The organism is Nonomuraea typhae (assembly GCF_009760925.1).
In the GTDB taxonomy this organism is placed as follows: domain Bacteria; phylum Actinomycetota; class Actinomycetes; order Streptosporangiales; family Streptosporangiaceae; genus Nonomuraea; species Nonomuraea typhae.
In genome coordinates this window covers 389924-415383 of sequence record NZ_VRLV01000009.1, presented here as the reverse complement: position 1 = coordinate 415383, position 25460 = coordinate 389924, and the positions used below count along the sequence as shown (strand labels likewise).

Annotated in this window: 20 protein-coding genes; 12 read left to right on the top strand and 8 right to left on the bottom strand. The window is 71.6% G+C overall.

Annotation, left to right across the window (positions count from 1 at the left end; genetic code table 11):
* Window positions 1-68: 68 nt before the first annotated feature.
* Both FVE25_RS32670 and FVE25_RS32665 read left to right on the top strand, forming a co-directional pair.
* Window positions 69-1052, top strand: coding sequence for an ArsR/SmtB family transcription factor (locus tag FVE25_RS32670; RefSeq protein ID WP_246267752.1), 984 nt, complete (start codon window positions 69-71; stop codon window positions 1050-1052).
* 42 nt (window positions 1053-1094) lie between these two features.
* Window positions 1095-2042 carry a sugar-binding transcriptional regulator gene (locus tag FVE25_RS32665; RefSeq protein ID WP_157250955.1) on the top strand — a complete coding sequence of 316 codons (948 nt, stop codon included), beginning with the start codon at window positions 1095-1097 and terminating at the stop codon, window positions 2040-2042.
* An 84-nt stretch (window positions 2043-2126) separates the two neighbouring features.
* On the opposite strand, the gene FVE25_RS32660 is transcribed toward FVE25_RS32665, so the two are convergent.
* Window positions 2127-3395, bottom strand: coding sequence for an IS110 family RNA-guided transposase (locus FVE25_RS32660; protein ID WP_157250954.1), 1269 nt, complete (start codon window positions 3393-3395; stop codon window positions 2127-2129).
* A gap of 462 nt (window positions 3396-3857) precedes the next feature.
* Between FVE25_RS32660 and FVE25_RS32655 the strand changes: the two genes are divergently transcribed.
* Genes FVE25_RS32655 through FVE25_RS32625 form a run of 7 tightly spaced genes read left to right on the top strand, consistent with a single transcriptional unit; the run spans window position 3858 to window position 11394 of the window.
* Window positions 3858-4907 carry an ABC transporter substrate-binding protein gene (locus FVE25_RS32655; protein ID WP_219825732.1) on the top strand — a complete coding sequence of 350 codons (1050 nt, stop codon included), beginning with the start codon at window positions 3858-3860 and terminating at the stop codon, window positions 4905-4907.
* Between the two features lie 2 nt (window positions 4908-4909).
* Window positions 4910-5665 (top strand): ATP-binding cassette domain-containing protein, encoded by a 756-nt coding sequence (locus tag FVE25_RS32650; RefSeq protein WP_157250953.1) that lies wholly within the window; start codon window positions 4910-4912, stop codon window positions 5663-5665.
* A complete protein-coding gene (locus FVE25_RS32645; protein ID WP_157250952.1) occupies window positions 5662-6861 on the top strand; it encodes a sugar ABC transporter permease in 1200 nt (399 codons plus the stop codon). The genes FVE25_RS32650 and FVE25_RS32645 overlap by 4 nt, the downstream gene beginning before the upstream one ends.
* Window positions 6861-8312, top strand: a complete 1452-nt coding sequence (locus FVE25_RS32640) for an FGGY family carbohydrate kinase (protein ID WP_157250951.1) — start codon at window positions 6861-6863, stop codon at window positions 8310-8312. The genes FVE25_RS32645 and FVE25_RS32640 overlap by 1 nt, the downstream gene beginning before the upstream one ends.
* A gap of 40 nt (window positions 8313-8352) precedes the next feature.
* Window positions 8353-9765 carry an FGGY-family carbohydrate kinase gene (locus FVE25_RS32635; RefSeq protein ID WP_157250950.1) on the top strand — a complete coding sequence of 471 codons (1413 nt, stop codon included), beginning with the start codon at window positions 8353-8355 and terminating at the stop codon, window positions 9763-9765.
* A gap of 16 nt (window positions 9766-9781) precedes the next feature.
* The gene (locus FVE25_RS32630; RefSeq protein ID WP_157250949.1) at window positions 9782-10375 is read left to right on the top strand and encodes a histidine phosphatase family protein; all 594 of its coding nucleotides are present in this window, start codon (window positions 9782-9784) and stop codon (window positions 10373-10375) included.
* On the top strand, window positions 10372-11394 hold the full coding sequence (locus FVE25_RS32625; RefSeq protein ID WP_157250948.1) for a 2-hydroxyacid dehydrogenase: 1023 nt from the start codon (window positions 10372-10374) through the stop codon (window positions 11392-11394). The genes FVE25_RS32630 and FVE25_RS32625 overlap by 4 nt, the downstream gene beginning before the upstream one ends.
* Window positions 11395-11446: 52 nt before the next feature.
* On the opposite strand, the gene FVE25_RS32620 is transcribed toward FVE25_RS32625, so the two are convergent.
* From FVE25_RS32620 to FVE25_RS54000, 6 genes are all read right to left on the bottom strand, one after another.
* Entirely contained in the window at window positions 11447-12274 is an 828-nt protein-coding gene (locus FVE25_RS32620; protein ID WP_157250947.1) for a carbohydrate ABC transporter permease, read from the bottom strand.
* The gene (locus tag FVE25_RS32615; protein ID WP_157250946.1) at window positions 12271-13152 is read right to left on the bottom strand and encodes a carbohydrate ABC transporter permease; all 882 of its coding nucleotides are present in this window, start codon (window positions 13150-13152) and stop codon (window positions 12271-12273) included. The genes FVE25_RS32620 and FVE25_RS32615 overlap by 4 nt, the downstream gene beginning before the upstream one ends.
* A 49-nt stretch (window positions 13153-13201) precedes the next feature.
* Window positions 13202-14506, bottom strand: a complete 1305-nt coding sequence (locus FVE25_RS32610; RefSeq protein WP_157250945.1) for an ABC transporter substrate-binding protein — start codon at window positions 14504-14506, stop codon at window positions 13202-13204.
* A 109-nt stretch (window positions 14507-14615) separates the two neighbouring features.
* A complete protein-coding gene (locus tag FVE25_RS32605) occupies window positions 14616-15383 on the bottom strand; it encodes an AMP-binding protein (RefSeq protein ID WP_181019777.1) in 768 nt (255 codons plus the stop codon).
* Window positions 15384-15779: 396 nt separating this feature from the next.
* Window positions 15780-18140 carry an ATP-binding protein gene (locus tag FVE25_RS32600; RefSeq protein WP_157250943.1) on the bottom strand — a complete coding sequence of 787 codons (2361 nt, stop codon included), beginning with the start codon at window positions 18138-18140 and terminating at the stop codon, window positions 15780-15782.
* A gap of 20 nt (window positions 18141-18160) precedes the next feature.
* Window positions 18161-20569, bottom strand: coding sequence for a LuxR C-terminal-related transcriptional regulator (locus FVE25_RS54000; RefSeq protein WP_181019776.1), 2409 nt, complete (start codon window positions 20567-20569; stop codon window positions 18161-18163).
* 143 nt (window positions 20570-20712) lie between these two features.
* On the opposite strand from FVE25_RS54000, the gene FVE25_RS32590 reads away from it, so the two are divergent.
* Window positions 20713-22587: an ABC transporter ATP-binding protein gene (locus FVE25_RS32590; protein WP_157250942.1), complete on the top strand. Its 1875-nt coding sequence runs from the start codon at window positions 20713-20715 to the stop codon at window positions 22585-22587.
* Here FVE25_RS32590 and FVE25_RS32585 read toward each other — a convergent pair.
* Complete coding sequence (locus FVE25_RS32585) at window positions 22584-23504, bottom strand: aldo/keto reductase (RefSeq protein WP_157250941.1); 921 nt, start codon at window positions 23502-23504, stop codon at window positions 22584-22586. The two genes, FVE25_RS32590 and FVE25_RS32585, sit on opposite strands and share 4 nt — an antisense overlap.
* Before the next feature lie 72 nt (window positions 23505-23576).
* On the opposite strand from FVE25_RS32585, the gene FVE25_RS32580 reads away from it, so the two are divergent.
* Both FVE25_RS32580 and FVE25_RS32575 read left to right on the top strand, forming a co-directional pair.
* Window positions 23577-23945 carry a MerR family transcriptional regulator gene (locus FVE25_RS32580; protein ID WP_157250940.1) on the top strand — a complete coding sequence of 123 codons (369 nt, stop codon included), beginning with the start codon at window positions 23577-23579 and terminating at the stop codon, window positions 23943-23945.
* Between the two features lie 36 nt (window positions 23946-23981).
* Window positions 23982-25460 (top strand): peptidoglycan D,D-transpeptidase FtsI family protein, encoded by a 1479-nt coding sequence (locus FVE25_RS32575; RefSeq protein ID WP_157250939.1) that lies wholly within the window; start codon window positions 23982-23984, stop codon window positions 25458-25460.

The window sequence follows — 25460 nt, the reverse complement described above, 5'->3', positions numbered from 1 at the left end:
GCCGCCGGGTACCACGATGCTGGGTCCGGACTTCTCCCGGTAGCCAACGTTTCGGATATAACCGAAACGTGTACAGGGTGGAGGTCACCCCGCAGGACGTGGTGACCAGCAGGTTCGCGATCTCGCCGCTGATCGAGACGATGCACGCGCAGTGGCTGCTGGACGGCCGTGCCCCGGCGGGGCCGCACGTCCACTGGGTACGGCGATGGCGGGAGCCGTACCACGGGCTGGTGGAGCGGCACCCGGCGCTGCGCGCGGCGGCCGTGATCAGCGGGAACAAGGGCCCGGACAACGTGGACTTCCTGGCTCCGCCGCCGGCCGGGGTGAACGTGCCGTTCGAGCGGGAGCTGGCGGCCATGCGGCGCACGCCGGCGGCGCGGGCGCACGCGGAGATCGGGCGGGCGCTGGCCAACCGGCCGCCCGTGCCCGAGGAGATCGGGCGGATCCTCTACGGCCCCCACGTGGTCACCTTGCTGGCCGACGTCTTCGAGGCGCTCTGGACGGAGATCGTCTCCCGGAGCTGGCCGCGGTTCCAGGCCATCCTGGATCGGGACGTGGTCCAGCGGGCCGGTCAGCTCGCCACGTACGGCTGGGCCGCGGCGCTGGACGACCTCAGCTCCCAGGTGCGCTGGCACGCCGAGGGCTGGATCGAGGTACGGCTGAGCGGCACCGCGAACGGAGACCACCGGCTGGGCGGCAAAGGGCTGCTCTTCCTGCCGTCGGTGTTCACGAACGGAGTGGGGCTGTATCTCGACGAGGCGTGGCCGTACGCGCTGACCTACCCCGCGCGCGGGGTGCTGGCGGGCACCGGCACGTCGGAGGACGGGCTGGCCGGGCTCATCGGGCGCACCCGGGCCCGGATCCTGACCGAACTGTCCGCGCCGGCCACGACCACGCACCTGGCGGCGCTGTTCGGGCACAGCGCGGGCACGACCGGCGAGCACCTCGGCGCCCTGCGGCGGGCGGGCCTGGTGTCGGGCACCCGGACGGGACGAAAGGTCCTTTACACTCGCACCGCGCTCGGCGACGCCCTGGTTCAGGGACAGGTATAGTCGAGATCATCCGTTCAGCACAAGTGTTCAGGGGGTACGCGCATGAATGCCGAGTCCGAAGCGCGTTTCCCGCACCAGCTGATGTACACCGCGGCCAAGCAGTACTACCTGGAGGACGCCACCCAGGCCGAAATCGCCACCAGCCTGGGAGTCAGCCGGGCCACGGTCAGCCGGCTGCTGACCGAAGCCCGCAAACTGGGCATCGTCGAGATCCGGGTACACCGCCCGGAGACCCTGGAGGACGGCCGGCTGGCCGCCGAACTCGCCACCTTCCTGGGCATCCGGCGCGTCCACCTCGTGCCCAAGGTGAGCGGCCCCAAGCTCGGCCCCTGGCTGGCGCCCGGCCTGGCCCGCGCCCTGGCCACGACTGAACTGACCTCCGGCGACGTGGTCCTGGTCTCCTCCGGCAGCACGGTCTACGAGTGCGCCCGCGAAGGGCTCGGCCAGTTCCCCGGGGTCACGGTCGCGCCCGCGGTGGGCGGGCAGGAGGAGCCGCAGCCCTGGTTCCAGACCAACGAGACCACCCGCATCCTGGCCGAACGCCTCGGCGGCGTGCCCAGCTACCTCTACGCCCCCGCGCTGCCGGGGCCCGAACTGTTCTACTCGCTGCAGCACGAGCCCTCCGTGCGCCGGGTGATGGACCTGTGGGCGCAGGCCAAGTGCGCGATCGTGGGCGTCGGCTCGGCCCCGTTGATGCGGCAGGTCGTGCCCGCCTTCGTCCCCCGCGAGGCGCCCAGCCTGAAGCAGGCCGTGGGTGACGTGTGCTCGCGTTTCTACGACCGGGACGGCGAGCCGGTGGGGTACCCGGGCAGCGAGCGCCTCGTGGCCACCAGCGTCGAGGAACTGCGCCGCATCCCGCACACCATCGCCGTGGCCGTGGGCACGGAGAAGGCCGCCGCCATCGTGGCGGCCGCCAAGGGCGGCTACTTCAACCAGCTCGTCACCGACGCCCCCACCGCCCAAAGCATCCTGACCCTCCCCACCCCCTAATCCGAAAATCGGAGCGTAGGCATGCAGGCGGCAGCGAACCCCGGCGGACGGTGGTGCGTCGGGGTAGGCGATCAGCTCAGTTGGTCAGGCGGCTGGTTCCAAGGTGACCCGGTAGCCCAAGGCTTCGAGCTCGCGAATGTGGTTGCGTTTCTTGCGTTCGGTGCCGGTGCGCTTGTCGTAGAAGTCGGCGCCCAGGTCGATGAAGTGCGCCCCGGGGTCGGACAGCAGGTGCCAGATGATGGTCAGGATGGATCGGCCGACCGCGACGATGGCGCGTTTCTTGCCGCGGCGGCGGGCGATGCGGCGGTAGCGCTCGCCCAGGAAGGTGTTGCTGCGCCCGGCGATCACGGCGGCCTCGCCCAGCACGCGGGCCAGGTAGGGGTTGCCGTGCCCGGTGGCGCCGCGGCCCTTGCGCTTGCCGGCCGATTCCTTGACCCCGGGCGCGAAGCGGGCCCAGGAGGCCAGGTGGGCGGCGGTCGGGAAGCGGCTCATGTCCAGCCCGATCTCGGCGAGGATGGCGTGCGCGCTGATGGCCCCCAGGCCGGGGATCTCATCCAGTCTGGACACCGCCTCGGCGAAAGGGGCGATGAGTTCCTCGATGGTGGTGTCGAGGTCGGCGATGTCGCTGCTCACTTGGTCGATGCGGGTCAGCATCTTGCCCAGCAGGTAGCGATGGTGGACGGTGAAGCGGCCGGTGAAGGCCTCCTCCAACGCGCTGATCTTGCGGCGCAGGGTGGATTGGGCCAGCTGCGCCAGCACCTTGGGGTTGCTTTCCCCGGCCACCAGCGCCGCCAGCATCGCCCGCCCGGAGACGCCGAAGATGTCGGAGGCGACCACCGACAGTTTGATCTGCGCGTCCTCCAGCAGCTTCTCCACTCGCTGCTTTTCGGCGGTGCGCGCGGCGATCAGATCGACCCGGTAGCGGGTCAGGTCCCGCAGCTGCCGGATCTCGGCAGGCGGGACGAAGCTGGGACGCAGCATCTGCCGTTCGGCCACCTTGCACAGCCAGACCGCATCGGCCCGGTCGGTCTTCGGGCGGCCGGGCAGGTGCTTGACATCACGGGCATTGACCAGCCACACCTCCAGCCCGGAGGCTTCCAGCAGGTAGAAGACCGGCTTCCAATAGTCCGACGTTGCCTCCATCACCACCCGGCTCACACCCAGGCAGTGCAGATGATCGGCCAGGCTCAGTATCGACCGGGTCATTGTCGAGTAGGTGCCGATCTCCTGCAGCCGCTTGCCCGGCCGCTCCTCATCGGGCACCCGCACGCAGCAGACCAGCCAGGCCTTGCCGATATCCAGCCCGGCGATACGTTCGATGACCTCTTCGGAGTCTTTCGCTTCGTCCAGCATGATCGCCTCCCGGCCGCCTCGGCGTGTCGCCCCGCACCGGCTGCCCGCAAGAGCCACAAGGGAATGAGCGAATCTAATCCGCGTGCTCGAAGCACAGTGAAGGGCCCACAACGCGGCTCCCGGCGTCCGACTAACCCACGGCCTCAACCGGACCATAGCGGCACGACGTCGGCGGGCAACCACCCCCGATTTTCAGCCCGGAACGGGCCTCCCGTCAGGGAGTTCAGTGACTAACCCCTCCCACCAGGACCTCACCCTCCTCCGGCGAACACCACTCCACCCCGCCTCCGGTAAACGCCGCCCCACCCACCCCTCGTCCGGTGAACGCCACCTCGCCCCGCCCACCCCTCAGGCCCCACCCCTCCTCCGGTGAACGCCACTTTGCCTAGTGTTGAAATTTTGCTCTGGACATCTGTTCCGAGATGGCGTTAACGTGAGCCGCACCACAGGACGGAGGTCGCCGTGAAGACAACCCTGACGGCCGCATTGGTGGTTGCCACGCTCACCGCGTGCGGGAGCACGAGCCAGACCGGCGCGACCGGTCCGGCGGAGGGCGCCAAGGTCGCCTTCCTCATGCCGGACCTGGCGTCGACCCGGTACGAGCAGGCCGACGCCCCGATGTTCAAGGCCAAGATGAAGCAGCTGTGCCCGAGCTGCGAGGTGATCTACCAGAACGCCGACTCCGACGCCGCCAAGCAGCAGCAACAGGCCAACTCGGCCATCGCCCAGGGCGTGAAGGCGATCGTGCTGGACCCGGTCGACTCGGCCGCGGCCGCCACCATCGTGAAGTCGGCCCAGTCGCAGCAGGTCGCGGTCATCGCCTACGACCGGCCGATCCCGGCCACGCCCGCCGACTACTACATCTCCTTCGACAACGAGAAGATCGGCTCGATGATCGGCCAGTCGCTCGTCGACCATCTCAAGAAGGAGAAGGCCAAGGGCGGCATCCTGCAGGTCAACGGCTCCCCCACGGACGCCGCGGCCGGGCTGATCAAGAAGGGCATCCACAGCGCCGTGGACCCGAGCGGCTTCAAGCTGCTGGCCGAGTACGACACCCCGGATTGGCAGCCGGAGAAGGCCCAGCAGTGGGTGGCCGGTCAGATCAGCCAGTTCCGTGACGAGATCGCCGGCGTGGTGGCCGCCAACGACGGCACCGGCGGCGGCGCGATCGCCGCGTTCAAGGCGGCCGGCGTGAAGGTGCCGCCGGTCACGGGCAACGACGCCGAACCGGCCGCGGCGCAGCGCGTCATCGCCGGTGACCAGTACAACACGATCTCCAAGCCCATCAAGATCGTCGCCGAGGCGGCGGCCACGGTGGCGTGGGAGTTCGCGCAGGGCAAGAAGCCCGCGGGCAAGACCGCGCTGTACAACACGCCGTCGGAGTTGTTCGTGCCGACCGTGGTCACCCGGGAGAACATCAAGGAAGTCCTGTTCGACAGCGGCCTGATGAAGGCGGCCGACATCTGTACCGGTGAGTACGCGGCGGACTGCACCGAGCTGGGCATCACGTGACCATGCCCCCGATCCTCTCCCTCCGCGCGATCACCAAGACCTTCGGCGCGGTCGCCGCGCTCACCGGCGTGGACCTGGACGTGGCCGCCGGTCAGATCATCGCGGTGGTCGGCGACAACGGCGCGGGCAAGTCCACCCTGGTCAAGGTCCTGTCCGGGGTGCACGCGCAGGACTCGGGGACGATCACGTTCGACAGCCGCCAGACCTCGATCCCCTCACCGGCCGCCGCGCACCGGCTCGGCATCGCCACGGTCTTCCAGGACCTGGCGCTCTGCGAGAACCTCAACGTGATCGAGAACCTCTTCCTCGGCCAGGAACTGCGCCCGCTGCGGCTCAACGACGTGGCCATGGAGACCCGCTCGCACGAGTTGCTGCAGCAGCTGTCGGCCAAGATCCCGAACCTGCGCGCCCCGGTCGCCGGCCTGTCCGGCGGCCAGCGGCAGACCGTGGCGATCGCCCGTTCGCTGCTCGGCGACCCGAAGGTGATCATCCTGGACGAGCCGACGGCCGCGCTCGGCGTCGCTCAGACGGCCGAGGTGCTCAACCTCGTCGAACGGCTCAGAGAGAACGGCCTGGGCGTCATCATGATCAGTCACAACATGGCCGACGTGAAAGCGGTGGCCGACACGGTCGCCGTGCTGCGGCTCGGCCGCAACAACGGCGTCTTCGACGCCGCCCGGGTCTCGGCCGAGGAGATCGTCGCCGCCATCACCGGCGCCACCGACAACGTGGTCAGCAGAAGGGCGGCCCGCTCATGACCGTCGTGCAAGAAGGCCGCGCGCCCGGGCTGCGCGGGGCGCTCGAGAACGCCCGGGGCGGCGATCTGGGTGTGCTCCCGGTCGTCGTGGGCCTGGTCGTCATCTGGACGGTTTTCCAGATCCTCAACCCGGTCTTCCTGTCCAGCCGCAACCTGGTCGACCTGACCATGGACTCCGCGCCGGTCGGCATCATGGCCCTGGGCATCGTCTGCGTGCTGCTGGTCGGGCAGATCGACCTGTCCGTCGGCTCGGTCAGCGGGTTGTCGGCGGCGGTCCTTGCGGTGCTCTTCGTCACCCAGGGCCTGCCGGTCCTGGTGGCGATCCTCGCCGCGATGGCGCTGGGCGCGCTCATCGGCTACCTGTACGCGCAGTTGTTCAACCGGTTCGGCGTGCCCAGCTTCGTCATCACGCTCGCCGGGCTGCTGGCCTTCCTCGGCCTGCAGCTCTGGGTGCTGCGCGGCAAGGGCGCCATCAACCTGCCCTTCGAGTCGGGCCTGGTGAACTTCGCCCAGCTCAGCTTCGTGCCGCCGTGGCTGTCGTACGTCTTCGTGGCCGTCGCGGCGGCCGGCCTGTTCGTCTCCGGTTACCTGCACGCCCGCGCCCGGCGGGACGCGGGGCTGCCCGCCCGCGGCCTGACCGGGCTGCTGGTGCGCAGCGGCGCGCTGCTCCTGGGGCTCGGCGCCGTGGTCTGGTACCTCAACCAGGCGCGCGGCGTCGGCTGGATGTTCGTGCTGTTCGTGGTGATGGTGCTGGTCATGCACTACCTGCTCGCCCGGACCAAGTGGGGCAAGTCCGTGTACGCCGTGGGGGGCAACGTCGAGGCCGCCCGGCGGGCCGGCATCAACGTCAAGACCGTCTACACCTCGGTGTTCGTGTTGTGCAGCACCTTCGCCGCGGTCGGCGGCATCCTCATGGCCGCCAGGCTCGCCGCCGCCAACCAGAGCAGCGGCACCGGCGACGTGAACCTCAACGCGATCGCCGCCGCGGTGATCGGCGGCACCAGCCTGTTCGGCGGCCGGGGCACCGCGTTCGGCGCGCTGCTCGGCATCGTCGTCATTCAGTCCATCTCCAGCGGCCTGACGCTGCTCAACCTCGACTCCTCGATCCGCTTCATGGTCACCGGCGCGGTGCTGCTGCTCGCGGTGATCGTGGACTCGGTGGCGCGCAGGTCGCGCACCTCCCACGGCAGGGCGTGATGGCGGCCATCTGCGTGGACGCCGGCACCACGGTGATCAAGGCGGTGGGCTACGGGGCCGATGGCGCCGAGGTCGCGTCGGCCCGCCGTACCGTGGCCGTTTCCAGGCCCGCGCCCGGCCACGCCGAGCAGGACATGGAGGCCGTCTGGGCGGCGGTCGCGGCCGTCGTCGCCGAGGTGGCGGCCGAGGTCGGGGCCGTGGACTTCCTCGCGCTCACCGCCCAGGGCGACGGCTGCTGGCTGGTCGGCCCGGACGGCGCGCCGACGGGCCCGGCCATTCTCTGGAACGACGCCAGGGCGGCCGGGATCGTGCGCGACTGGACCGGCGCGGGCGTCACGGAGCGCGCCTTCCGCGTCAACGGCTCCACCCCCGCCTCCGGCCTGCCCAGCGCCATCCTGGCCTGGCTCGGCCGGCACGACCCCGGCCGGATCGCCCGCTCGGCCGCCGCGCTCAACTGCGGCGGCTGGTTGTTCGCCCGGCTCACCGGCAGGCTGGTCACCGACTACTCCTCCTTCACCGACCTGCTGGCCGCCCGCTACTCCCCCGAGCTGCTGGCCCTGTTCGGCGTGGAATGGGCCGAACGCCTCCTGCCCGAGCTGCGCCTGACCGACCGGGTCGAACCGCTCACCGAGACCGCCGCCGCGCGGCTCGGCCTGCCGCCCGGGCTTCCGGTCGTGCTGGCCCCCTACGACATCGCCGCCACGGCGCTGGGCGCGGGCGCGGTGAGCGACGGCCAGGCGTGCGCCATCCTCGGCACCACCCTGTGCACCGAGATCGTCACCGACACCCCGTCGCTCACCGGCGATCCTGTGGGCATCACCGTCGCGCTCGGCTCCACCTACCTGCGGGCGCTGCCCACGTTCGCCGGCACCGAGGTGATCCACTGGGCCTGCCGCCTGCTCGGCCTCAGCGGCCCCGCGGAGCTCGCCGACCTGGCCGCGCGCGGCGCACCGGGCGCCGAGGGGCTGGTGTTCCTGCCCTACCTCTCGCCCGCCGGGGAGCGGTCGCCGTTCTCCGACCCGCTGGCCCGGGGGTCGTTCCTCGGGCTGTCGCTGGAGCATGGGCGCGAGCACATCGCGCGCGCGGTGCTGGAAGGGCTGGCGCTGGTGATCGGCGACTGCCTGGCCGCCGCCGGCGGATCGCCGCGCGAGCTGCGGGTGTGCGGGGGCGGGGCGGCCAGCGCGCTGTGGGTGCGGCTGATCGCGGACGTGACCGGCCTGCCCGTACGCCGCGCCGCCGACACCGAGGCGGGCGCCCGGGGCGCCCACCTGACGGGGCTGGTCGCCACGGGCGCCGCGCCGTCGCTGGAGGCGGCCGCCGCCGAGCATGTACGGCCCGGCCGCGCGATCGAGCCGAGCGGCTCAGTCTTGAAAGTTCGGGACTTCGTGGCCTTGCGCGAGGCCGCCTCGGCCACCTGGCCTCTCCTTGCCGGCCTGCGGGACCGGTCATGACGTCGACCATCACGGGGGGAAACGTGCCGCGGAGCCGTACATGAGCGTGTGGATCGGGATCGACCTCGGCACCCAGAGCGTGCGCGCGATGGCGGTCACCGGGGACGGCCGCGTGCGGGGAACGGCCGCGCGCCCGTTGACCAGCCGCCGTGAGGGGGACCGGCACGAGCAGGATCCCGAGCAGTGGTGGCGTCAGCTCGCCGCGGCCTGCCGGGAGGCGCTGCACGGCGTGGACGACGTGGCCGGGGTGGCGGTGGCCGCCACCTCTGGAACGATCCTGCTCACCGATGCGGCGGGGGACCCGGTCACGCCCGCGCTGATGTACGACGACCGGCGGGCCGCGGGCGAGCTCGACCGGGTCAACGAGGCGGGGGCGCGGGTGTGGGCCCGGCTCGGGTACCAGCGCATGCAGCCCAACTGGGCCCTGCCCAAGTTGCTGTGGCTGCTGCGCGACACCCCGGCCGGTGAGGTACGGCTGGCCCACCAGAGCGACTTCGTCACCCGGCGCCTGGCGGGCGAGCCGGTGGCCACCGACCTGAGCAACGCCCTGAAGACCGGCGTGGACCTCATCGCGGAATCCTGGCCCATGACGGTCATGGACGCGCTGGGCGTGCCGCCCGAGGTGCTGCCGGAGGTGGTCCGCCCCGGCGTCGGGATCGGAACGGTCTGCGCCGGGGCCGCCGAGGAGACGGGCCTGCCGGAGGGCACGCCGATCCTGGCCGGTTCCACCGACGGCTGCGCGGCCCAGCTCGGCGCCGGGGCGATCGAGGTGGGTTCGTGGAACTCGGTCCTCGGCACCACGCTGGTGCTGAAGGGCGTGACCCGCGAGCTGATCCACGACCCGCTCGGCGTCGTCTACTCCCACCGCGCGCCGGACGGCTCCTGGTTGCCCGGGGGCGCCTCCAGCACCGGCACCGGCGTGCTGTCCACGCTGCTGCCCGGCCGCGACCTCGCCGCCTTGAGCGGGGAGGCGGAGAAGGGCGGCGGCCGGGGGGTCATCTATCCGCTGGTCTCCCCCGGTGAGCGGTTCCCGTTCGCCGCCTCGGGGGCCCGTTCCTTCACCATGGGCAGGCCGCGGACCGACGTGGAGACGTACGCGGCCGTGCTGCGCGGCGCCGCCTACGTCGAGCGGCTCTGCTTCGACTACCTCGACCTGCTCGGCGCCCCGATCGGCGGCGAGATCATCCTGACCGGCGGCGCCACCGGCAGCGCGTACGGCAACCAGCTGCGCGCCGACGTCCTGGGCCGCCCGGTGACCCTGCGCGAGAACGCCGAGCCCGCCCTGGGCATGGCCGCGCTGGCCGCCTCGGCCAACCTGGCCCGTACCCGCGCGGTCGTCGAGCCGCGCCCCTGCGACCTGGAGCCCTACGTCGCCTTCGTCGAGGAGCTGCGCGCCCGCGGCTGGCTCGACGAGCGGGTGGCCGCCCACGCCAAGGAGAGGACCGCACGATGACCCCGAGGACCGCACGATGACCCTGCTGCTGGCCAGGCACGGCGAGACCGTCTGGCACGCCGAGAACCGCTACGCCGGCCTCAGCGACGTGCCGCTGACCCCGCGCGGCGAGGAGCAGGCGCGCGAGCTGGCCGCCTGGGCCGCGAGCGCGGGGCTGACCGGGGTGTGGGCCTCGACGCTGAGCCGCGCGCGCATCACCGCCGCCGCCGGCGCCACCGCGGCGGGAGTGCCCCTGACCGTGGACGCCCGCCTGGCAGAGCTGGACTTCGGCCAGGCCGACGGCCTGACCGCGGCCGAGATGCACGAACGTTTCCCCGAGGCCCGGCGGGCCTTCGAAGCCGATCCGGCCGCCAGCCCGCTGCCGGGCGGGGAGGATCCGGCCGCCGCCGCGCGCAGGTTCCTGGAGTGCCTGCGGGAGATCCCGGACGGGCGGGTGCTCGTCGTGGCCCACACCACCGTGATCAGGCTGGCCCTGTGCACGCTGGTCGGGCTGCCGCTGGGCGCCTACCGGCGGGCCTTCCCGAGGCTGGACAACTGCGCCATCACGGAGATCGACCTCAAGGGCGCGATCCTCCGCTACAACGCCCCTACTTCCTGGAGCCGACCGTGACTGTCCGCGTGCTCGCCGCCGGTGATCACTTCGTCCTGAACCGCCTGCTCGTCGCGGCCCTGCGCCGGGAGGTGCCCGCGGGCCTGGAGGTCGCGGAGCTGACGCTGCCCTGGCCGGTGGAGCCGTTCGGCCGCGTGGGCGAGGTGCAGGAGGCATCCGACGTGGAGGACGCGCTCATCGAGGCCCTGCGCGGCGTGGAGGTGTGCGTCACCCAGATGGCGCCGCTGACCGAGCGGGTGCTGGCGGCGGCCGAGGACCTCAGGCTGTTCTGCGTCACCCGCGGCGGCCCGGTCAACGCCAACCTGGCGGCGGCCACGGAGGCCGGGGTGGCGGTGACGTTCGCGCCGGGCCGTAACGCGGTGGCCACGGCCGAGCACACGGTGGCGCTGCTGCTGGCGGCGACCCGGCGCATCCCGCAGACCCACGCCGACCTGGCCTCCGGCGTGTGGCGCGGCGACTACTACCGCTACGACAACGTGGGCCCCGAGCTGGCCGGCAGCACGGTCGGCCTGGTCGGCTCCGGCGCGATCGGCAGCCGGGTGGCCGCCATCCTGCGCGGCTTCGGCGCCGAGGTCCTGGTCCACGACCCGTACGCGGGCCTGGCCGAGCACGTGGAGCTCCCGGAGCTGCTGGCCCGCTCCCACTTCCTGTCGCTGCACGCCCGCGCCACCCCGGAGACCGCCGGCATGATCGGCGCCGCCGAACTGGCCGCCCTGCCGCGCGGCGCGGTCGTGGTCAACTCGGCCCGCGGCTCGCTCCTGGACTACGACGCGCTGTGCGACGCCCTGGACTCCGGCCACCTGTTCGGCGCGGCCCTGGACGTCTTCCCCGAGGAGCCCCTCCCGCCCGGCTCCCGCCTGCTGCGCACGCCGAACCTGGTCATGACGCCGCACCTGGCCGGCGGCAGCAAGCAGACGGCCGCCAACGCGGCCCGCATCGCCGCGCAGGAGGTCGGCCGTTACCTGAGGGGCGAGCCGCTCCTCCACCTGGCCAATCCGGAGCTACGACAACTTCGCTGAGCACGGCCGCCCGGCCGGTCGCTCCGGTCGCGTGCCACGGCCTCCGGGTGGTTCAGCCCTTGAGCGCGCCCGCCATCAGGCCGCGCATGAAGAAGCGGCCGAGGAGCACGTAGATGAGCATCGTCGGGATCGAGGCCAGGATCGCCGCGGCCATCTGCTGGCTGTACGGCGTGGCCTGGGCGCCGGCGATGTTGTTGAGCATGACCGTGGTGGGCCAGCTGCGCGGGCCGGTGATGAAGACGGCGAACAGGAAGTCGTTCCACAACGAGGTGAACTGCCAGATGATCACCACGGCGATGGCCGGGCCGGAGACCGGGAGCACGACGGACCAGTAGGTGCGCAGCATGCCGGCGCCGTCCACGCGGGATGCCTCGACGAGCTCGTCCGGGATCGTCACGTAGTAGTTGCGGAAGATCAGCGTGCAGATCGGGATGCCGTAGACCACGTGCGCGAGGATCAGCCCGGGCAGGCCGCCGTAGAAGACGCCCTGGACGCCGGCCAGCTCGTTGAGGTTCACCAGGAGCTCGACCAGGGGGATCATCACGCCCTGGTAGGGGATGAACATGCCGAACAGGAAGAGTGTGAACAGCACGTCCGCGCCGGGGAAGCGCCATTTGGACAGCACGTAGCCGTTCATGGAGCCAAGCGCGCACGACAGCAGCGAGCCGGGGACCGCGAGCAGGATGCTGTTCCAGATGCCGGGGGCCAGCTTCTCCCAGGCCACCCGCCAGGGCTCGAGGGTCCAGACCTGGGGCAGGTTCCACGCCTGGGACGGGTCGGCCTCGGTGAGCGGTTTGAAGCTGGTCACCAGCAGCACGTAGATCGGGACGAGGAAGATCACCACGAAGGCGATCAGAAGGGTCAGGCGCAGGGCCTTCATGAACGCCTGTCCTTCCGCACGGACCAGATCAGGTAGGGGATCACGAAGATCGCGACGCTGAGCACGATGTAGGTGGCGATCGTGGCGCCCTTGGCCGGGTCGTGGGAGTCGAAGACGGCGACCCACATGAAGACGGCGGGCACGTCGGTGATGATCTGCTTGCCGGAGACCGCGACGATCAGGTCGAAGACCTTGAGCGAGATGTGGCCCAGGATGATCAGTGCCGACAGGGTGACGGGCCGCAGCAGCGGCAGCACGATGTGCCGGTAGACGCCCCATTCGGTGCAGCCGTCCACGCGGGCGGCCTCGCGCAGGTCCTCGGGGACGCCGCGGAAGCCCGCCAAGAAGAGTGCCATGACATATCCGGACATCTGCCAGATGGCGGGGATCGCCATCGCGGCCATCCCCCAGTCCGGATCCCGGAACCATGCCCACTGCGGCAGCCCGATCGCGTCGAACAACCGGTTCAGCCCGACCGCCCGCTCGCCCGTGCCCGAGTTCATCAGCCAGCGCCACACGATGCCGGTCGCCACGAACGAGATCGCCATCGGGAACAGATAGATCGCCCGGAACGTCCCCTCGCCCTTGATCCCCTTCTCCATGAGGAAGGCCAGGAACCAGCCGAGCACCAGCGCGCCCAGCACGAACACGACCGTGAACAGGATCGCGTGGTTGACCGAGAGATGCCAGCGCGGCAGGTCCCAGATGTCGATGAAGTTCTTCAGCCCGACGAAGTTCCCCTCGGCCACCTCGCTGTGCTTGTCGGTCATGGCCAGCCGGATGTTCCAGCCGAGCATGCCGTACACGAAGACGCCGATCGCCACGATCGACGGCGCCACGAGGAGGAGCCCAGGCAGCCAGGTGCGCGCCCGTCTCACAACCAGTCCTTTCCCGAGGGGGTACGGCGCGGCCGTACCCCCTCAGCCGTCACTGCGCGTTGGCGGTGGCCGCGTCGGCCAGGCCCTTCTGCAGGCCGGCCACGTCCGGCTTCTGCAAGTACAGGCCGACCTGCTCGTTGATCGCCGCCAGCCAGGGCTGGCTGACCGCGACGCCGTGCTGGATCGACCCGGCCAGCTTGTTGCCCGACCAGTCCTTCAGCGCGTCGGCGAGGTAGTCGGTGTACAGCGCGGCGTCGGCGTCCTTGCGCGCCGGGATGGAGCCCTTCTTCGGGTTGAAGGCGTCCTGGCCCTCCTTGCCGGCCGCCACCTTCAGCCACGCGAGCGCGCCCGCCCGGTTCTTGGCACCCTTGGGCAGCGTGAAGCTGTCGGACAGCCACAGGTACGTGCCTTCGGTGCCGGGCGCGGGCGCCCAGTCGAAGTCGGTCTTCGACTTCTTGCCCAGGCCGCCGTCCGGCGGGTTGTGGAAGTAGCCGTAGGCCCAGTCGCCCATGATGGTGAAGGCCGCCTGGCCGTCGGCCACCTGCTTGGCCGCGGGCTGCCAGTCGTCCTGCGGGTCACCGGCGAACGACATGACGGCCTTGAAGTTCTCCAGCGCCTTGGTCACCTCGGGGCCGCCCCAGTTGGCGCCCGGCTGGAACAGCGCGTTGTAGGCGTCGGTGCCCATCGAGCCGAGCATGACGTTCTCGAGCAGGTGGGTGACCGTCCACTCCGAGCCGATCGCCAGCGGGATCTTGCCCTTCGCCTTGACCTTGCCGAGGGCGGCGATGAACTCCTCCATCGTCTTCGGCGCCGCCGCGACCCCCGCCTCCTTCAGCACGGCCGGGCTGAACCACAGGACGTTGGAGCGGTGGATGTTGACCGGCACCGAGTAGATCTTGCCGTCCACGCTGATCTGCTCGACCAACTGGGCCGGGAAGACGTCCTTGAGCTTCAGCTCGTCATACAGCGAGGTGAGGTCCTCAAGCTGACCGGCCTTGATGTAGCCCTGCAACTCGGCGCCCGCGTGCCCCTGGAAGGAGTCCGGCGGCTCACCGCCCTGCAGCTTCGTCTGCAGCAGCGCCTTCGCCTTGTCACCGGAACCGCCCGCGACCGCGGCGTCCAGGAACTTCAGGCTCGGGTTCTGGGTTTCAAAGATCTTCCGCATGGCGGCCAGGCCGTCGGCCTCACCCGGCCCGGTCCACCAGGAGAAGACCTCGACGTCGCCGGACGCAGCCTTGGTCGCGCCGCCGGTGGCCTGGCCGGCGGGCGTTCCGCCACCGCCGCTACCGCAGGCGGTGACGCCCAGCAGGCCAGCCATCGTGATCGCGACGGCTGCCAACCACCGTCGTCGCATCGCACACCGTCCCTTCGAGACCCCCGAACGAACTCAGGTTGACAACGTTGTCAGTAGGGCCATCAACCCACTTCGCCCGCAGGGACGTCAAGGCATGCGCGATAACAGCTCAGAGACGTTCGAGACCGCCGTCCGGTCCCGTCACCACCGTGACGCCGAAGTCGTGCTTGGTCCCGGGCAGATCCACCGAGGCCGCCACGACCAGGGCGCCGCTCAGCACGGCCAAGCCGATCAACGCGATCAGATCACAGCCGCTGCCGGGCTTCCAGGTCGCCAGCACCACGTCGGACTCCGTCAGCTTCACCTGCTCGTCCAGCTCCGCCATCCTGGCCAGCAACTCCGCCTGCGCCAGCCGCCGGCCACCCGGCAGCACCAGCGCGTCCTGCACCCGGGCGTCGATCGACGGTAAAGGCGTCGGCTCCAGCGTGAGCAGGTCGCCGAAGTCGATCGTGTCCACCACCTGGCCGAACGCGATCACCTGCCGCACCCACGAGTCCTCGGCCGCGCGCAACGCCAGCGGCGCCAGGTCGGGAGTCGTGATCAGCGTGCGTGCGTCGCACTCCCGCAACCGCTCGGCCAGCTCCGCCCCCGACAGGCGCGGGTCGAGCGGCGCGGCCACGCCGCCGGCCGCGAGCACCGTGTGCACGGCCAGCGTCTGGGCACATGCCGTGCTCACGTGCACGCCCACCACCTGCTCCCGCCTGGCGCCCCGGCGAACCATCCCCGAGGCCGCCCTGGTCACCTCGGTGACCAGCTTGCGGTAGCCGTACACGAGGCCACCGTGAAGGTCGACGAGCGCCGGCCGGTCACCTCGTTCGTAGGCCCGGCCGAACACCTCGTTGGTCACGGTGCCCGCAGACGAGACGATCGGCTTCATGCTTAGGACGGTACGGCGGGCGTGCGGACCACAGCATCCACCGATGTATGTATACCGATGTGCATTCACCGGATCCGTAGGCACCTCTCCATCACCTCCTCCGCCGCGGGGCGGGCTCGAGCCCTGCGCGGCTCGAGCCCGCTGTCGCGTGCCCGGGGCCAAAACCCCCACCCCTCCGAGGAGGCCCTGGCACCATCGGTCGGCACGCGACGCTCCCACCGGACCGGCCCGGCGCGCCTCCGGTGCGGGCACCCCGGGGCTTCGGGGTGACGAGGTCCGCGCCAGACGGCCGATCACAGAGGAAACGCTAGGCCGACCGAGAGCCCGGCACATGCACTGAGATGGCCATTCGAGGGTGTATCCGATGGCGGCGGAAGATGTGTAGAGAGGTTGCGCTCAGCGCTGCTCGATGACCCAGGCGGCGATCTGTGTACGCGTGCCGAACCCCAGCTTGGCCAGGATGTTCGCCACGTGCCTGGCCGCAGTCGCCGGGCTGATGACCAGCTCGTCGGCGATGCCCCGGTTGCTCAGGCCCCGCGAGACGAGTTCCGCCACCTCCAGCTCGCGCGCCGTCAGCCGGCTGTCCTGGCTCAGCGGCACCACCGGCACGTCCGGCTGCTCGGGCAACGTGCCCTCCAGCGCGCACTGCACCGCCTCGTCGGCACTCATCGCCGCGCCCTCCGCCCACAGATGGGCCACCACCGCCTCGCCCAGCTTGCGCCGCGCCGGCGTCAGGATCTCCTCCGCCCGCGCCTCCGGCCGCTGCCCGCGCAACCCCACCGAGGCCGACATCAGCAGCACGGCCCGCCGCTCGTCGCCCTCGGCGTAGAGCAGGCTCGCCCACGCCTCCAGCCTGCGCGCGATGCCCGTGCGCAACCCGGCGTCGCGGCTGAGCACCAGCGCCTCCGTCAGGCGTTCGCGCGCCTCGCGCAGGTCGCCGTGCTCCAGCGCCACCCGGCCCAGCCCGGCCAGGCAGCTGATGATCTGCTGGCGGGCGTCCACGTGGCGCAGCAGGCGCAGGCCCGCCTCGTAGTGGCGCTTGGCCGTCATCGTGTCGCCCGCGCGCCTGGCCACCTGGGCCAGGCCGATGTGGCCGTTGGAGACGCCCCAGTGGTTGTCCAGCTCCTCGCACAGGGACAGCACCTCCTCGAAGGCGCGCTGCGCCTCGTGCAGGCGGCCTTCGTGCAGGGCCAGCACCGCCCTGGTGCCCTGGGCGAGCGACTCCAGCACCGCGTCGCCGCTCTTGCCCGCCACCTCCATCGCCTGCCGCAGCGGCTCCTGCTCGCCGGTGGTCTGGGCCTGAAGGATCATCCCCACGGCCTCGCCGTACCGGTCGTTGGCGGAGCGGCACATCTGCAGGCCGGAACGGGCGGCGCGGGCGGCGGTGGCCAGGTCGCCGGACTGCATGGCGAGCTCGCCGCGCAGGATCGTGGCCTGCCCGAGCAGGCCGAGGTCGCCGGTGTCCGTGGCCAGCAGCCGGTCCAGCGGGGCGGCCAGGCCGAGGTTCCTGCCGCTGGCCACCAGGATGTAGCGCATGTCGGTCAGCATTTTCAGCGCCGTCTCCGGGCGGCCGATCGCGATCGACCAGTCGAGCGCGGCGCTGATCTCGGCCTTCATGCCGTCGAAGAGGTTGCCGAAGCGCTCCATCGTCGTCCAGGAGGTGCGCACGCCCGGGGAGACGGCCTGCTTGAACTCCGCGGCCAGCCGGGCCATCGCGGCCAGGTGGGCCCGGCGCAGCTCCACCTCCTCGCCCACCTCGGCCAGCTGCTCCACGGAATACTCCCGGACGGTCTCCAGCAGCCGGTACCTCGCCTCACCGGCGACCTCGCCGTCCACCACCACCAGCGACTTGTCCACCAGGTCGCACAGCCGCGGCAGCACGTCCTCCTCCGGCAGGCCGGACCCCTGGCAGACCCACTCGGCCACGTCGAGGGTCCAGCAGGAGCGGAAGACCGCCAGCCGGCGCAGCAGCACGCGCTCCTGCTGGGACAGCAGCCGGTAGCTCCAGTCGACCGCCGCCCGCAGGGTGCGCTGCCTGGCCGGGGCGGTACGGGCGCCGCCCGACAGCAGCCGGAAGCGGTCGTCCAGCCGCTCCACCAGCTGCCGCAGGGACAACGCCCTGACCATGGCCGCGGCCAGCTCGATCGCCAGCGGCAGCCCGTCGAGCGCGCGGCACAGCCGTACCACCTGGGGCAGCACCTCGTCGGTCAGCTCGAAGTCGGGCCGGACCGCCGCCGCCCTGGCGTGGAACAGGCGCGTCGCCTCGCACAGGCGCGGATCGCCCGCCAGCGACAGCGGCGGCACCCGCCAGACGGTCTCGCCGGGCACCCGCAGGGGTTCGCGGCTGGTGGCCAGCACGCTCACCCCCGGGCAGGTGCTGACCAGGTCGCGGCTGAACTCGGCGCACTCGGTCACCAGCGCCTCGCAGTTGTCCAGCACCAGCAGCACGCGACGGTCACCGATCCGCTCGTGCAGGGGCGTGCCGGAGTCGGCGGCCAGGCCCAGGGCCGTGGTCACCAGATCGGACACGCGTTCGTCGGCGCCGATCTCCGACAGGTCGACCAGCCGGGCGCCGCCGGAGAAGCGCGGCGCGACCCGGGTCGCCAGGCGGATGGCCAGGCGGGTCTTGCCGATGCCGCCCGCACCGCACAACGTCACGACGCGCGCCACATCGAGCAACTGGACGAGTTCGTCGACGTCCGATTCGCGGCCGACGAACAGGTTGGGCTCGGCGGGGAGGTTCCACGCGGTAGTCATCACTCTGAGTGTGACATCGACTACCCATTCATTCCATGCTCGATGGCCCACGTGGCCACTTGGGTACGCGAGGTGAACCCGAGTTTCGCCAGGATGTTGCTGACGTGCCTGGCCACGGTCGCGGGGCTGATGACCAGCTCTTCGGCCAGTTTCCTGTTGGACAGGCCGCGGGCGATCAGGCCGGCGATCTCGCGTTCGCGCTCGGTCAGCGTGCCGTAGGGCGTCACCGCGGGCGGGGCGGCGAGGCTCGGCGGCCGTTGCGGCTCGCCGCGGACCGCGTAGTCGAGCGCCTGGTGCCAGGGCAGGGTGCGGCCCTCGGCCCACAGTTGGGCCACCAGCGTCTCGCCCAGCGTGCGCCGGGCGGGCGCGAGCAGTTCCTGGATCTTCGCGCCGCTCATGCCCAGCAGGAGCGCGCCGCCCATCCGCTCGCGCAGCGCCGAGGCCGCCGCCATCAGCCGCACCGCCCGCGCGTGCTCGCCCTGGCGCAGGGCGAGGTCGGCGAAGGCGTCCACGAGTTCGACGGCGACCGCGCGCTGGCCCAGGCCGGAGCTGAGCGCCAGGCTCTCGGCCAGCCTGCGCCGCGCGGTGTCGAAGTCGCCGAGCTCGGCGGCCACCCGGCCGAGCCCGGTCAGGCAGCGGATGCGCTCGCCCCGGTGGTCGAGCGGGTCGAGGAGCTCCTGGGCGTACTGGTAGTGGCGGGCCGCCGCCTCCAGGTCGCCCCTGCCCGCGGCGATCTGCGCCAGGCCGATCACCGCCAGCGCCATCCCCCAGTCGTTGGCGTCGCGGTGACACTCGATCATCTGCTCGTAGAGCCGGACGGCCTCGCGGATCTGCCCTCCCGCCTGCGCCTGCAGGGCCCTGACGTAGATCACCAGTGAGTGCACGTAGCGGTCGCCGGCCTTCTGCGCCAGCTCGGCGGCCCGGCCGAGCGAGAGCCCGTCGCCCTCGGCGCCGACCGCGCACATCATGATCATCGCGAACGCCTCGCTGACCGGGTTGCCGCTGACCCGGCCCAGCCGGATCGCCGCCGCGCCGTTGCGCTCCACGCCGGCGACGTCGCCGCCGAAGAAGCAGACCAGCGACCGGACCGCCAGCGTGTGGGCCACCAGGTCCGGCGCGGCCGTCGCCGACTTCTCCAGCAGCGCGTCGATGTGCCTGGCCGCCTCGTCGAACCGGCCGCCCGCGACGATCACCCACTGCAGGTCGGTGCAGATGCGCATCCCCCGCTCCACCAGTCCGGTACGGCGGGCGTGCCCGAGCGCCGCATACAGGTTGGGCTGCATCGCGTCGACGATCAGCGCGCGCCGGGTGATCTCCGGCCAGTGCCGCCGGTCGCAGGTGGCGATCAGGTCGCCCAGCCGGCGGGCGACCAGCCCGATGCACTCCAGGTGGCGCAGCCTGAGCTCCTCCTCCTCGCCCGACTCCTGCAGCCGCTGCCGGGCGTAGTCGCGCACGGTGTCCAGCATCCGGTAGCGGGCCTCGCCCCCCGCCTCGCCGTCGGCCAGCACCAGCGACTTGTCGACCAGCTCCGCCATGGTCACCAGCACCTCGTCGGCGGCCAGCCCCGGGCAGGGACAGGTCAGCTCGGCGAACTCCAGCGTCCAGCCGCCGCGGAAGACGGTCAGGCGCTGCAGCAGGAGCTGGGCCGGGGCGCTGAGCATGCGGTAGCTCCACTCGACCGTGGCCAGCAGCGTGCGCTGGCGGGCGGGCGCCGAGCGCGAGCCGCTGGTCAGCAGCTTGAACCGGTCCGACAGGCGGGACCTGATCTGCTCCACCGACAGCACCCTGGTCATCGCCGCCGCCAGCTCGATCGCCAGCGGGATGCCTTCGAGCTCGGCGCAGAGCGCGCTGACCGCCGCGTCGTCCTGCGCGGTCCAGGTGAGGCCGCCGCCGGCGACAGAACGGTCCACGAACAGCCGGACCGCGTCGCTGCCGCCGCCGCCCACCGGCAGCAGCGACAGCGGCGGCACCCGCCAGACCGTCTCGCCGGCCACCCGCAGCGGCTCGCGGCTCGTGGCCAGCACCCGCAGGTCGGGGCAGGCGCCCAGCAGGTAGGTGCAGAGCTCGGCGCAGTGCTCGATCAGGTGCTCGCAGTTGTCGAGCACCAGCAGTTGCTTGCCGCCGCCGACCGCCGCCGCGACCGCCTGCGATGGGTCGCCCTCGGGCGCCACCTGCACGCCCAGCACGGACGCGACCCGCTCGGCCAGCAGGGCGCCGCTGTCGAGGTCGGCCAGCTCGACCAGCCAGACACCGTCGCTGAACACCTCGACGGCCTCGTGGGCGACGCTCAGGCACAGACGGGTCTTGCCGATGCCGCCCGTGCCGCACAGCGTCACCACGCGCACCGCCATGAGCAGGCGCAGCAGTTCGTCCAAGTCGGACTCCCTGCCGATGAACGCGTTCGGAACCGTCGGAAGGTTCGTGGGCACCGTCGTGACTCCTCGCGGGGGGTGCGGGCAACAGCACTACCGACAGTGTTACACCCGTCACACAGAATTCGCTGCCAGCAAGCGCAGGCTCGTCTGCCCCGGCGCCAGATCGGATTGTCAGTGCGGGCGCGCACACTTCTCTCATGGCCGACGAACCGCTCGAGATCGGCGAGATCACGGTCTCCGACTGGTATGCCCACACCGACAAGATGGCCGAGGCGTCCTTCCTCACCATCGCCAGGCGGCTGCCCTCGCTCATCGGGCAGGCGATGCGGCTGGCCTGGCGGGCGGGGCCGCGTGACACCGTGGCCACGATCGTGCTCAATCTGCTGGGCGGGGTGTTCACCGCGTTCGGGCTGCTGGCCACGACCGGCGTGCTGACCGCGCTGTTCAGCGAGGGTCCCACGCCCGATCGGGTGACGGCCGCGCTGCCCAGCCTCGCGCTGGTGGCCGGGGCGGCCGCGTTGCGCACCGCCGTGCAAGCCGGGGCGGGATGGGCGCAGTCGCGGCTGGACCCGCAGGTCAGCCGGCTGACCGAGGAGCGGCTCTACGGGCTGACCAGCCGCGTGGAGCTGGCCGCCTACGACGACCCCGACTTCCACGACGCGCTGCAGCGGGCCAGGCTGCGCGGCGTGTCCATGGCGGACTCGGTGGTCACCTCGGCCATCGACGTGGTGACGGCGCTGGTGGGCCTGGCCGCGGTGGCGGGGGTGCTGGGCGTGCTGCATCCGGTGCTGCTGCCGCTGTTGCTGCTGGCCGTCCTGCCCGACGCGTGGGCGGCCGTGCGCAGCGCGCGCATGCGCTACACCACGCTCTTCTCGCTGATCCCGGCCAACCGCCGCAAGTGGATCATCGCCGATCTGCTGGCCAACCGGGAGCCCGCGGCCGAGGTCCGCTCGTTCACCATGCGCGGATTCCTGCTGCGGATGTACGACGCGGTCGCCAGGGCCGAGCAGGAGGTGCTGCTGCGCCTGGCCAAGCGGCAGACGATCACCCGGCTGGCCGGCGAGGCGCTCGGCGGGCTGGGCAGCGGGCTGGTCTACGTGGCGCTGGGCGTGCTGCTGGCGGTGGGCTCGATCCCGCTGGCGGTGGCGGGCACGGCGGTGCTGGCCATCCGGCAGGGGCAGTCGTCGCTGGGCAACCTGATGTACGCCACCAACCGGCTCTACGAGGAGGGGCTGTACTTCACCGACTTCCTCGACTTCTGCGCCGACGCCGAGCGCCGCCTGTCCACGCCGCGGCCGGCCGAGCCGCCCGAGGGGTTCGCCAGGATCCGCGCCGACGACATCACGTTCAGCTATCCGGGTTCCGGCCAGCCGGCCCTGCGCGGCGTCTCGGTGGAGATCCGCGCGGGCGAGGTCATCGCCTTCGTGGGCGAGAACGGCTCGGGCAAGACCACGCTGGCCAAGATCCTGTCGGGGCTGTACGAACCCGACGGCGGCCGGGTGACCTGGGACGACGTGGATCTGCGTGACGTCGAACCTGAGGCGGTGCGCCGCCGTACCGCCGTCATCGCCCAGGACCACACGCGATGGCCGCTGACCGCCCGCTACAACATCACGATGGGCACCGAGAGAGGCGAGGAGGCGCTGGAGGCGGCGGCGCGGGTGGCCGGGGCCGACGAGGTCGTCGCCGAGCTGCCCCACGGCTACCGCACGCTGCTCGACCGGCGCTTCAAGGACGGCCAGGAGCTGTCCGGCGGGCAGTGGCAGCGCATCGCGGTCGCGCGGGGTTTCCACCGCGACGAGCCGCTGCTCATCTGCGACGAGCCCACGGCGGCGCTGGACGCCAGGGCCGAGCACGCCCTGTTCGAGCGCATCCGCGACCATTCCGACGGGCGGACCGTGCTGCTGATCACCCACCGGCTGGCCAGCGTGCGCTACGCCGACCGCATCTACGTCCTGGACCACGGAAAGGTGATCGAGGAGGGCACCCACGCCGCCCTGATGGCCCTGGACGGGCTGTACGCCGAGCTCTACACCCTGCAGGCCGCCGCCTACCAGGACTCCCGCGCCTAGGCGGCGGCGTCCAGGCGCTCTTTCTGCGCGGGGTCGAGCTTGAGGCCGGCGGCGGCGACGGCCTCCTCGAGCTGGGCGAGCCGGGTGACGCCGACGATGGGCACGTGGCCGTCGGCCAGGAGCCAGGCGAGCACGACCTGGCCGGGGGTGGCGCCGAGTTCCGCGGCGACCTCGTGGAGTACGGCGAGGCGGCGCGTGGTCCCGGGGTGGTCGTAGGACTCGGGCAGGGGGCGGTCGGCACGGGTGTAGGAGCCGGACATGAGCGTGTTGTAGGCCCACAGCTCGATCTTCTCGGCGGCGGCGTACTCCAGCGTCTCGTCACCGGCCAGGACGTGCGCGCTCTCGGCGAGCGTGGTCATGGGCCGGGGCCGTAGGTAGGTATGGCGAAGCTGCAGGTGGCTGTAGGCGATCCAGCCGTGGGCGGCCGAGAGGTTCCTGGCGCGCTCCAGGCGCCAGGTGCGCATGTTGCTGGCGCCGAGCCTGCGGATCGTGCCGGCTTCGGCCAGTGTGCCGAACGCGCCCAGCGACTCCTCGAGCGGCACGGAGGCGTCATCAATGTGCGACCAATACACATCTATGTAGTCCGTCCGCAATCTCGTCAGGCTGCCTTCCACGGCCTTCGCGATCGCCGGAGCCGACAGCCCTTCGATCGAGCCCATCGTCCGGTCCCCCGGCACGGTCGGCCGGGCGCCCGCCTTCGTGCTCAGGACGACCTGGTCGCGGTTGCCCCGGGCGGCCAGCCACGCCCCGATGACCTGCTCGCTCTCGTCGCCGGTGCAGCCGTCCACCCAGAAGGGGTAGTTGTTGGCCGTGTCGACCATCGTGCCGCCCGCCTCGGTGAAGCGGTCGAGGATGGCGAAGGTGTCGTCGGCGGAGACGGCGGTGCCGAAGCCGATCGTGCCCAGTGCGAGTCTCATGGCGACGACTGTCGGACCTGGAGTGCACTCCATGTCAAGCCGGTTGACCTGGAGTCCGCTCCAGGTGGGAGGATGACGCCCGTGAGCGTGTACACACCTGCCGAGGTCGTCGAGGAGACCGGCTTCAGCCTCGACACTCTCCGCTACTACGAGAAGATCGGCCTGCTGGTCGACATCGAGCGCAACGCCGCGGGCCAGCGCCGCTTCAGCCAGGCCGACGTGGGCTGGCTCGGGCTGATCCGCTGCCTGCGCGACACCGGGATGCCGATCGCCGAGATGTTGCGCTTCGCCGAGCTGGTGCGCCAGGGCGATCACACGGTCGCCGACCGGATCCGGCTGCTGGAGGAGCACGACCGCCGGGTCGAGGCGCAGATCGCCAATCTCGGCGAGCGGCAGCGCTACATCCACAACAAGATTTCCTACTACCGAAGCGTCCTCTAGCCCTGGCTTTGGGAACCGGTTGTTAGACCGGGAGGCATGGCCGGACCCAGGGCAAAACGGATCAACATCCCTCTGCGCCGCGTCGCACTGGTGTGCTCGGCGATGTTGTTCGCGTTGCTGGTCAACGTCACCTACATCCAGGCGTTCGGGTCCCGGAGCCTGAACGCCGATCCGCGCAACCAGCGCGCCCTGATCGCGAGGTTCGACCACCCGAGAGGCGATATTTCAACCTATGACGGTGTGGTCATCGCCCAAAGCACGCGCGCGGACGGCGGGCCGTACCTCTATCAGAGGGTTTATCCGGAGGGAGAGGTGTACGCGCCCGCGACCGGCCACGTCTCCCTCTACCAGGAGACCGGGATCGAGCAATCCGAGGACGCCGTGCTGTCCGGGACCGACCCCAAGGTCAAGGTGCGCGCCCTGGTCAGGGACGGGGCCGAGGCCGGGGCGGACGTCCGGCTGACGATCGTCGACCGGGTGCAGCGCACCGCCTACGACGCGCTGCGGGCCACCGGGCTGCGCGGCGCGGCCGTCGCGCTCAACCCGCTGACCGGGGCGATCCTCGCCATGGCGTCCTACCCGTCCTACGACCCGAACGCCTACACGGGCTTCGACGCCGGCGAACTGGCCAGGGCCCACGAACGGCTGCGCGCCGACCCCGCCCGCCCGCTGCTGAACCGCGCGCTGGCCCAGAACTACGCGCCCGGCTCCAGCTTCAAGATCGTCACTGCCGCGGCCGCGCTGAACTCCGGCGCCTACACCCCCGCCTCCCAGGTGGACGCCCCGATCCAGCTGCCGCTGCCGGGCACGTTCGGCTACCTGCGCAACAGCGGCGGCGTGGCCTGCGGCGACGGGCACCCGCCGCTGGCGTACGCCTTCCAGGCATCGTGCCACACCGCCTTCGCCAACATCGGCCTCGACCTCGGGCAGGACACCCTGCGCGAGGCGGCCGAGGACTTCGGCTTCAACGCCGACGACCTGACCGTCCCGCTCCAGGTGGCCGAGAGCGTCTATCCCAAGGGCATCGACCGCACCCAGACCGCGATGTCGGCCATCGGCCAGTTCGACGACCGGGCGACACCGCTGATGCTGGCCATGATGTCGGCGGCGGTCGCCAACCGGGGCACGCTGATGCGCCCCTACCTGGTCGAGGAGGCCCGGCTGCCGGACGGCTCCCTCATCAACCGCGCGGGGCCAGCGGAGTACCGCAGCACGATGCCCGCCCCGATCGCGGCCGACCTGACCGAGATGATGGTCTCCGTCACCCAGCCCGGCGGCTTCGGCGCGGGCGCGGCGCTGCCCGGCCTGGCGGTGGCCGCCAAGACCGGCGCCGCGGAGAGCCTGCCCGGCACTCCCGGGCACGCCGTCATCACCGCCTTCGCCCCGGCTGACGCGCCGGAGGTGGCGGTGGGGGTGGTGGTGGAAAATGCCGGGCCGGGCGGGGAAGTCGCCGCCCCGATCGCCCGTGCCGTGATCCGTTCCGCCCTCCCCCAGGGCGCCGTCCCCGTTGACTAG

Bases quoted from the DNA above. Each gene is read 5' to 3' on its own strand.
- FVE25_RS32665 (WP_157250955.1), top strand. From the start codon at position 1,095: ATGAATGCCGAGTCCGAAGCGCGTTTCCCGCACCAGCTGATGTACACC.
- FVE25_RS32660 (WP_157250954.1), bottom strand. From the start codon at position 3,395: ATGCTGGACGAAGCGAAAGACTCCGAAGAGGTCATCGAACGTATCGCC.
- FVE25_RS32650 (WP_157250953.1), top strand. From the start codon at position 4,910: ATGCCCCCGATCCTCTCCCTCCGCGCGATCACCAAGACCTTCGGCGCG.
- FVE25_RS32645 (WP_157250952.1), top strand. From the start codon at position 5,662: ATGACCGTCGTGCAAGAAGGCCGCGCGCCCGGGCTGCGCGGGGCGCTC.
- FVE25_RS32640 (WP_157250951.1), top strand. From the start codon at position 6,861: ATGGCGGCCATCTGCGTGGACGCCGGCACCACGGTGATCAAGGCGGTG.
- FVE25_RS32635 (WP_157250950.1), top strand. From the start codon at position 8,353: ATGAGCGTGTGGATCGGGATCGACCTCGGCACCCAGAGCGTGCGCGCG.
- FVE25_RS32630 (WP_157250949.1), top strand. From the start codon at position 9,782: ATGACCCTGCTGCTGGCCAGGCACGGCGAGACCGTCTGGCACGCCGAG.
- FVE25_RS32620 (WP_157250947.1), bottom strand. From the start codon at position 12,274: ATGAAGGCCCTGCGCCTGACCCTTCTGATCGCCTTCGTGGTGATCTTC.
- FVE25_RS32610 (WP_157250945.1), bottom strand. From the start codon at position 14,506: ATGCGACGACGGTGGTTGGCAGCCGTCGCGATCACGATGGCTGGCCTG.
- FVE25_RS32605 (WP_181019777.1), bottom strand. From the start codon at position 15,383: ATGAAGCCGATCGTCTCGTCTGCGGGCACCGTGACCAACGAGGTGTTC.
- FVE25_RS32600 (WP_157250943.1), bottom strand. From the start codon at position 18,140: ATGACTACCGCGTGGAACCTCCCCGCCGAGCCCAACCTGTTCGTCGGC.
- FVE25_RS32590 (WP_157250942.1), top strand. From the start codon at position 20,713: ATGGCCGACGAACCGCTCGAGATCGGCGAGATCACGGTCTCCGACTGG.
- FVE25_RS32585 (WP_157250941.1), bottom strand. From the start codon at position 23,504: ATGAGACTCGCACTGGGCACGATCGGCTTCGGCACCGCCGTCTCCGCC.
- FVE25_RS32580 (WP_157250940.1), top strand. From the start codon at position 23,577: ATGACGCCCGTGAGCGTGTACACACCTGCCGAGGTCGTCGAGGAGACC.
- FVE25_RS32575 (WP_157250939.1), top strand. From the start codon at position 23,982: ATGGCCGGACCCAGGGCAAAACGGATCAACATCCCTCTGCGCCGCGTC.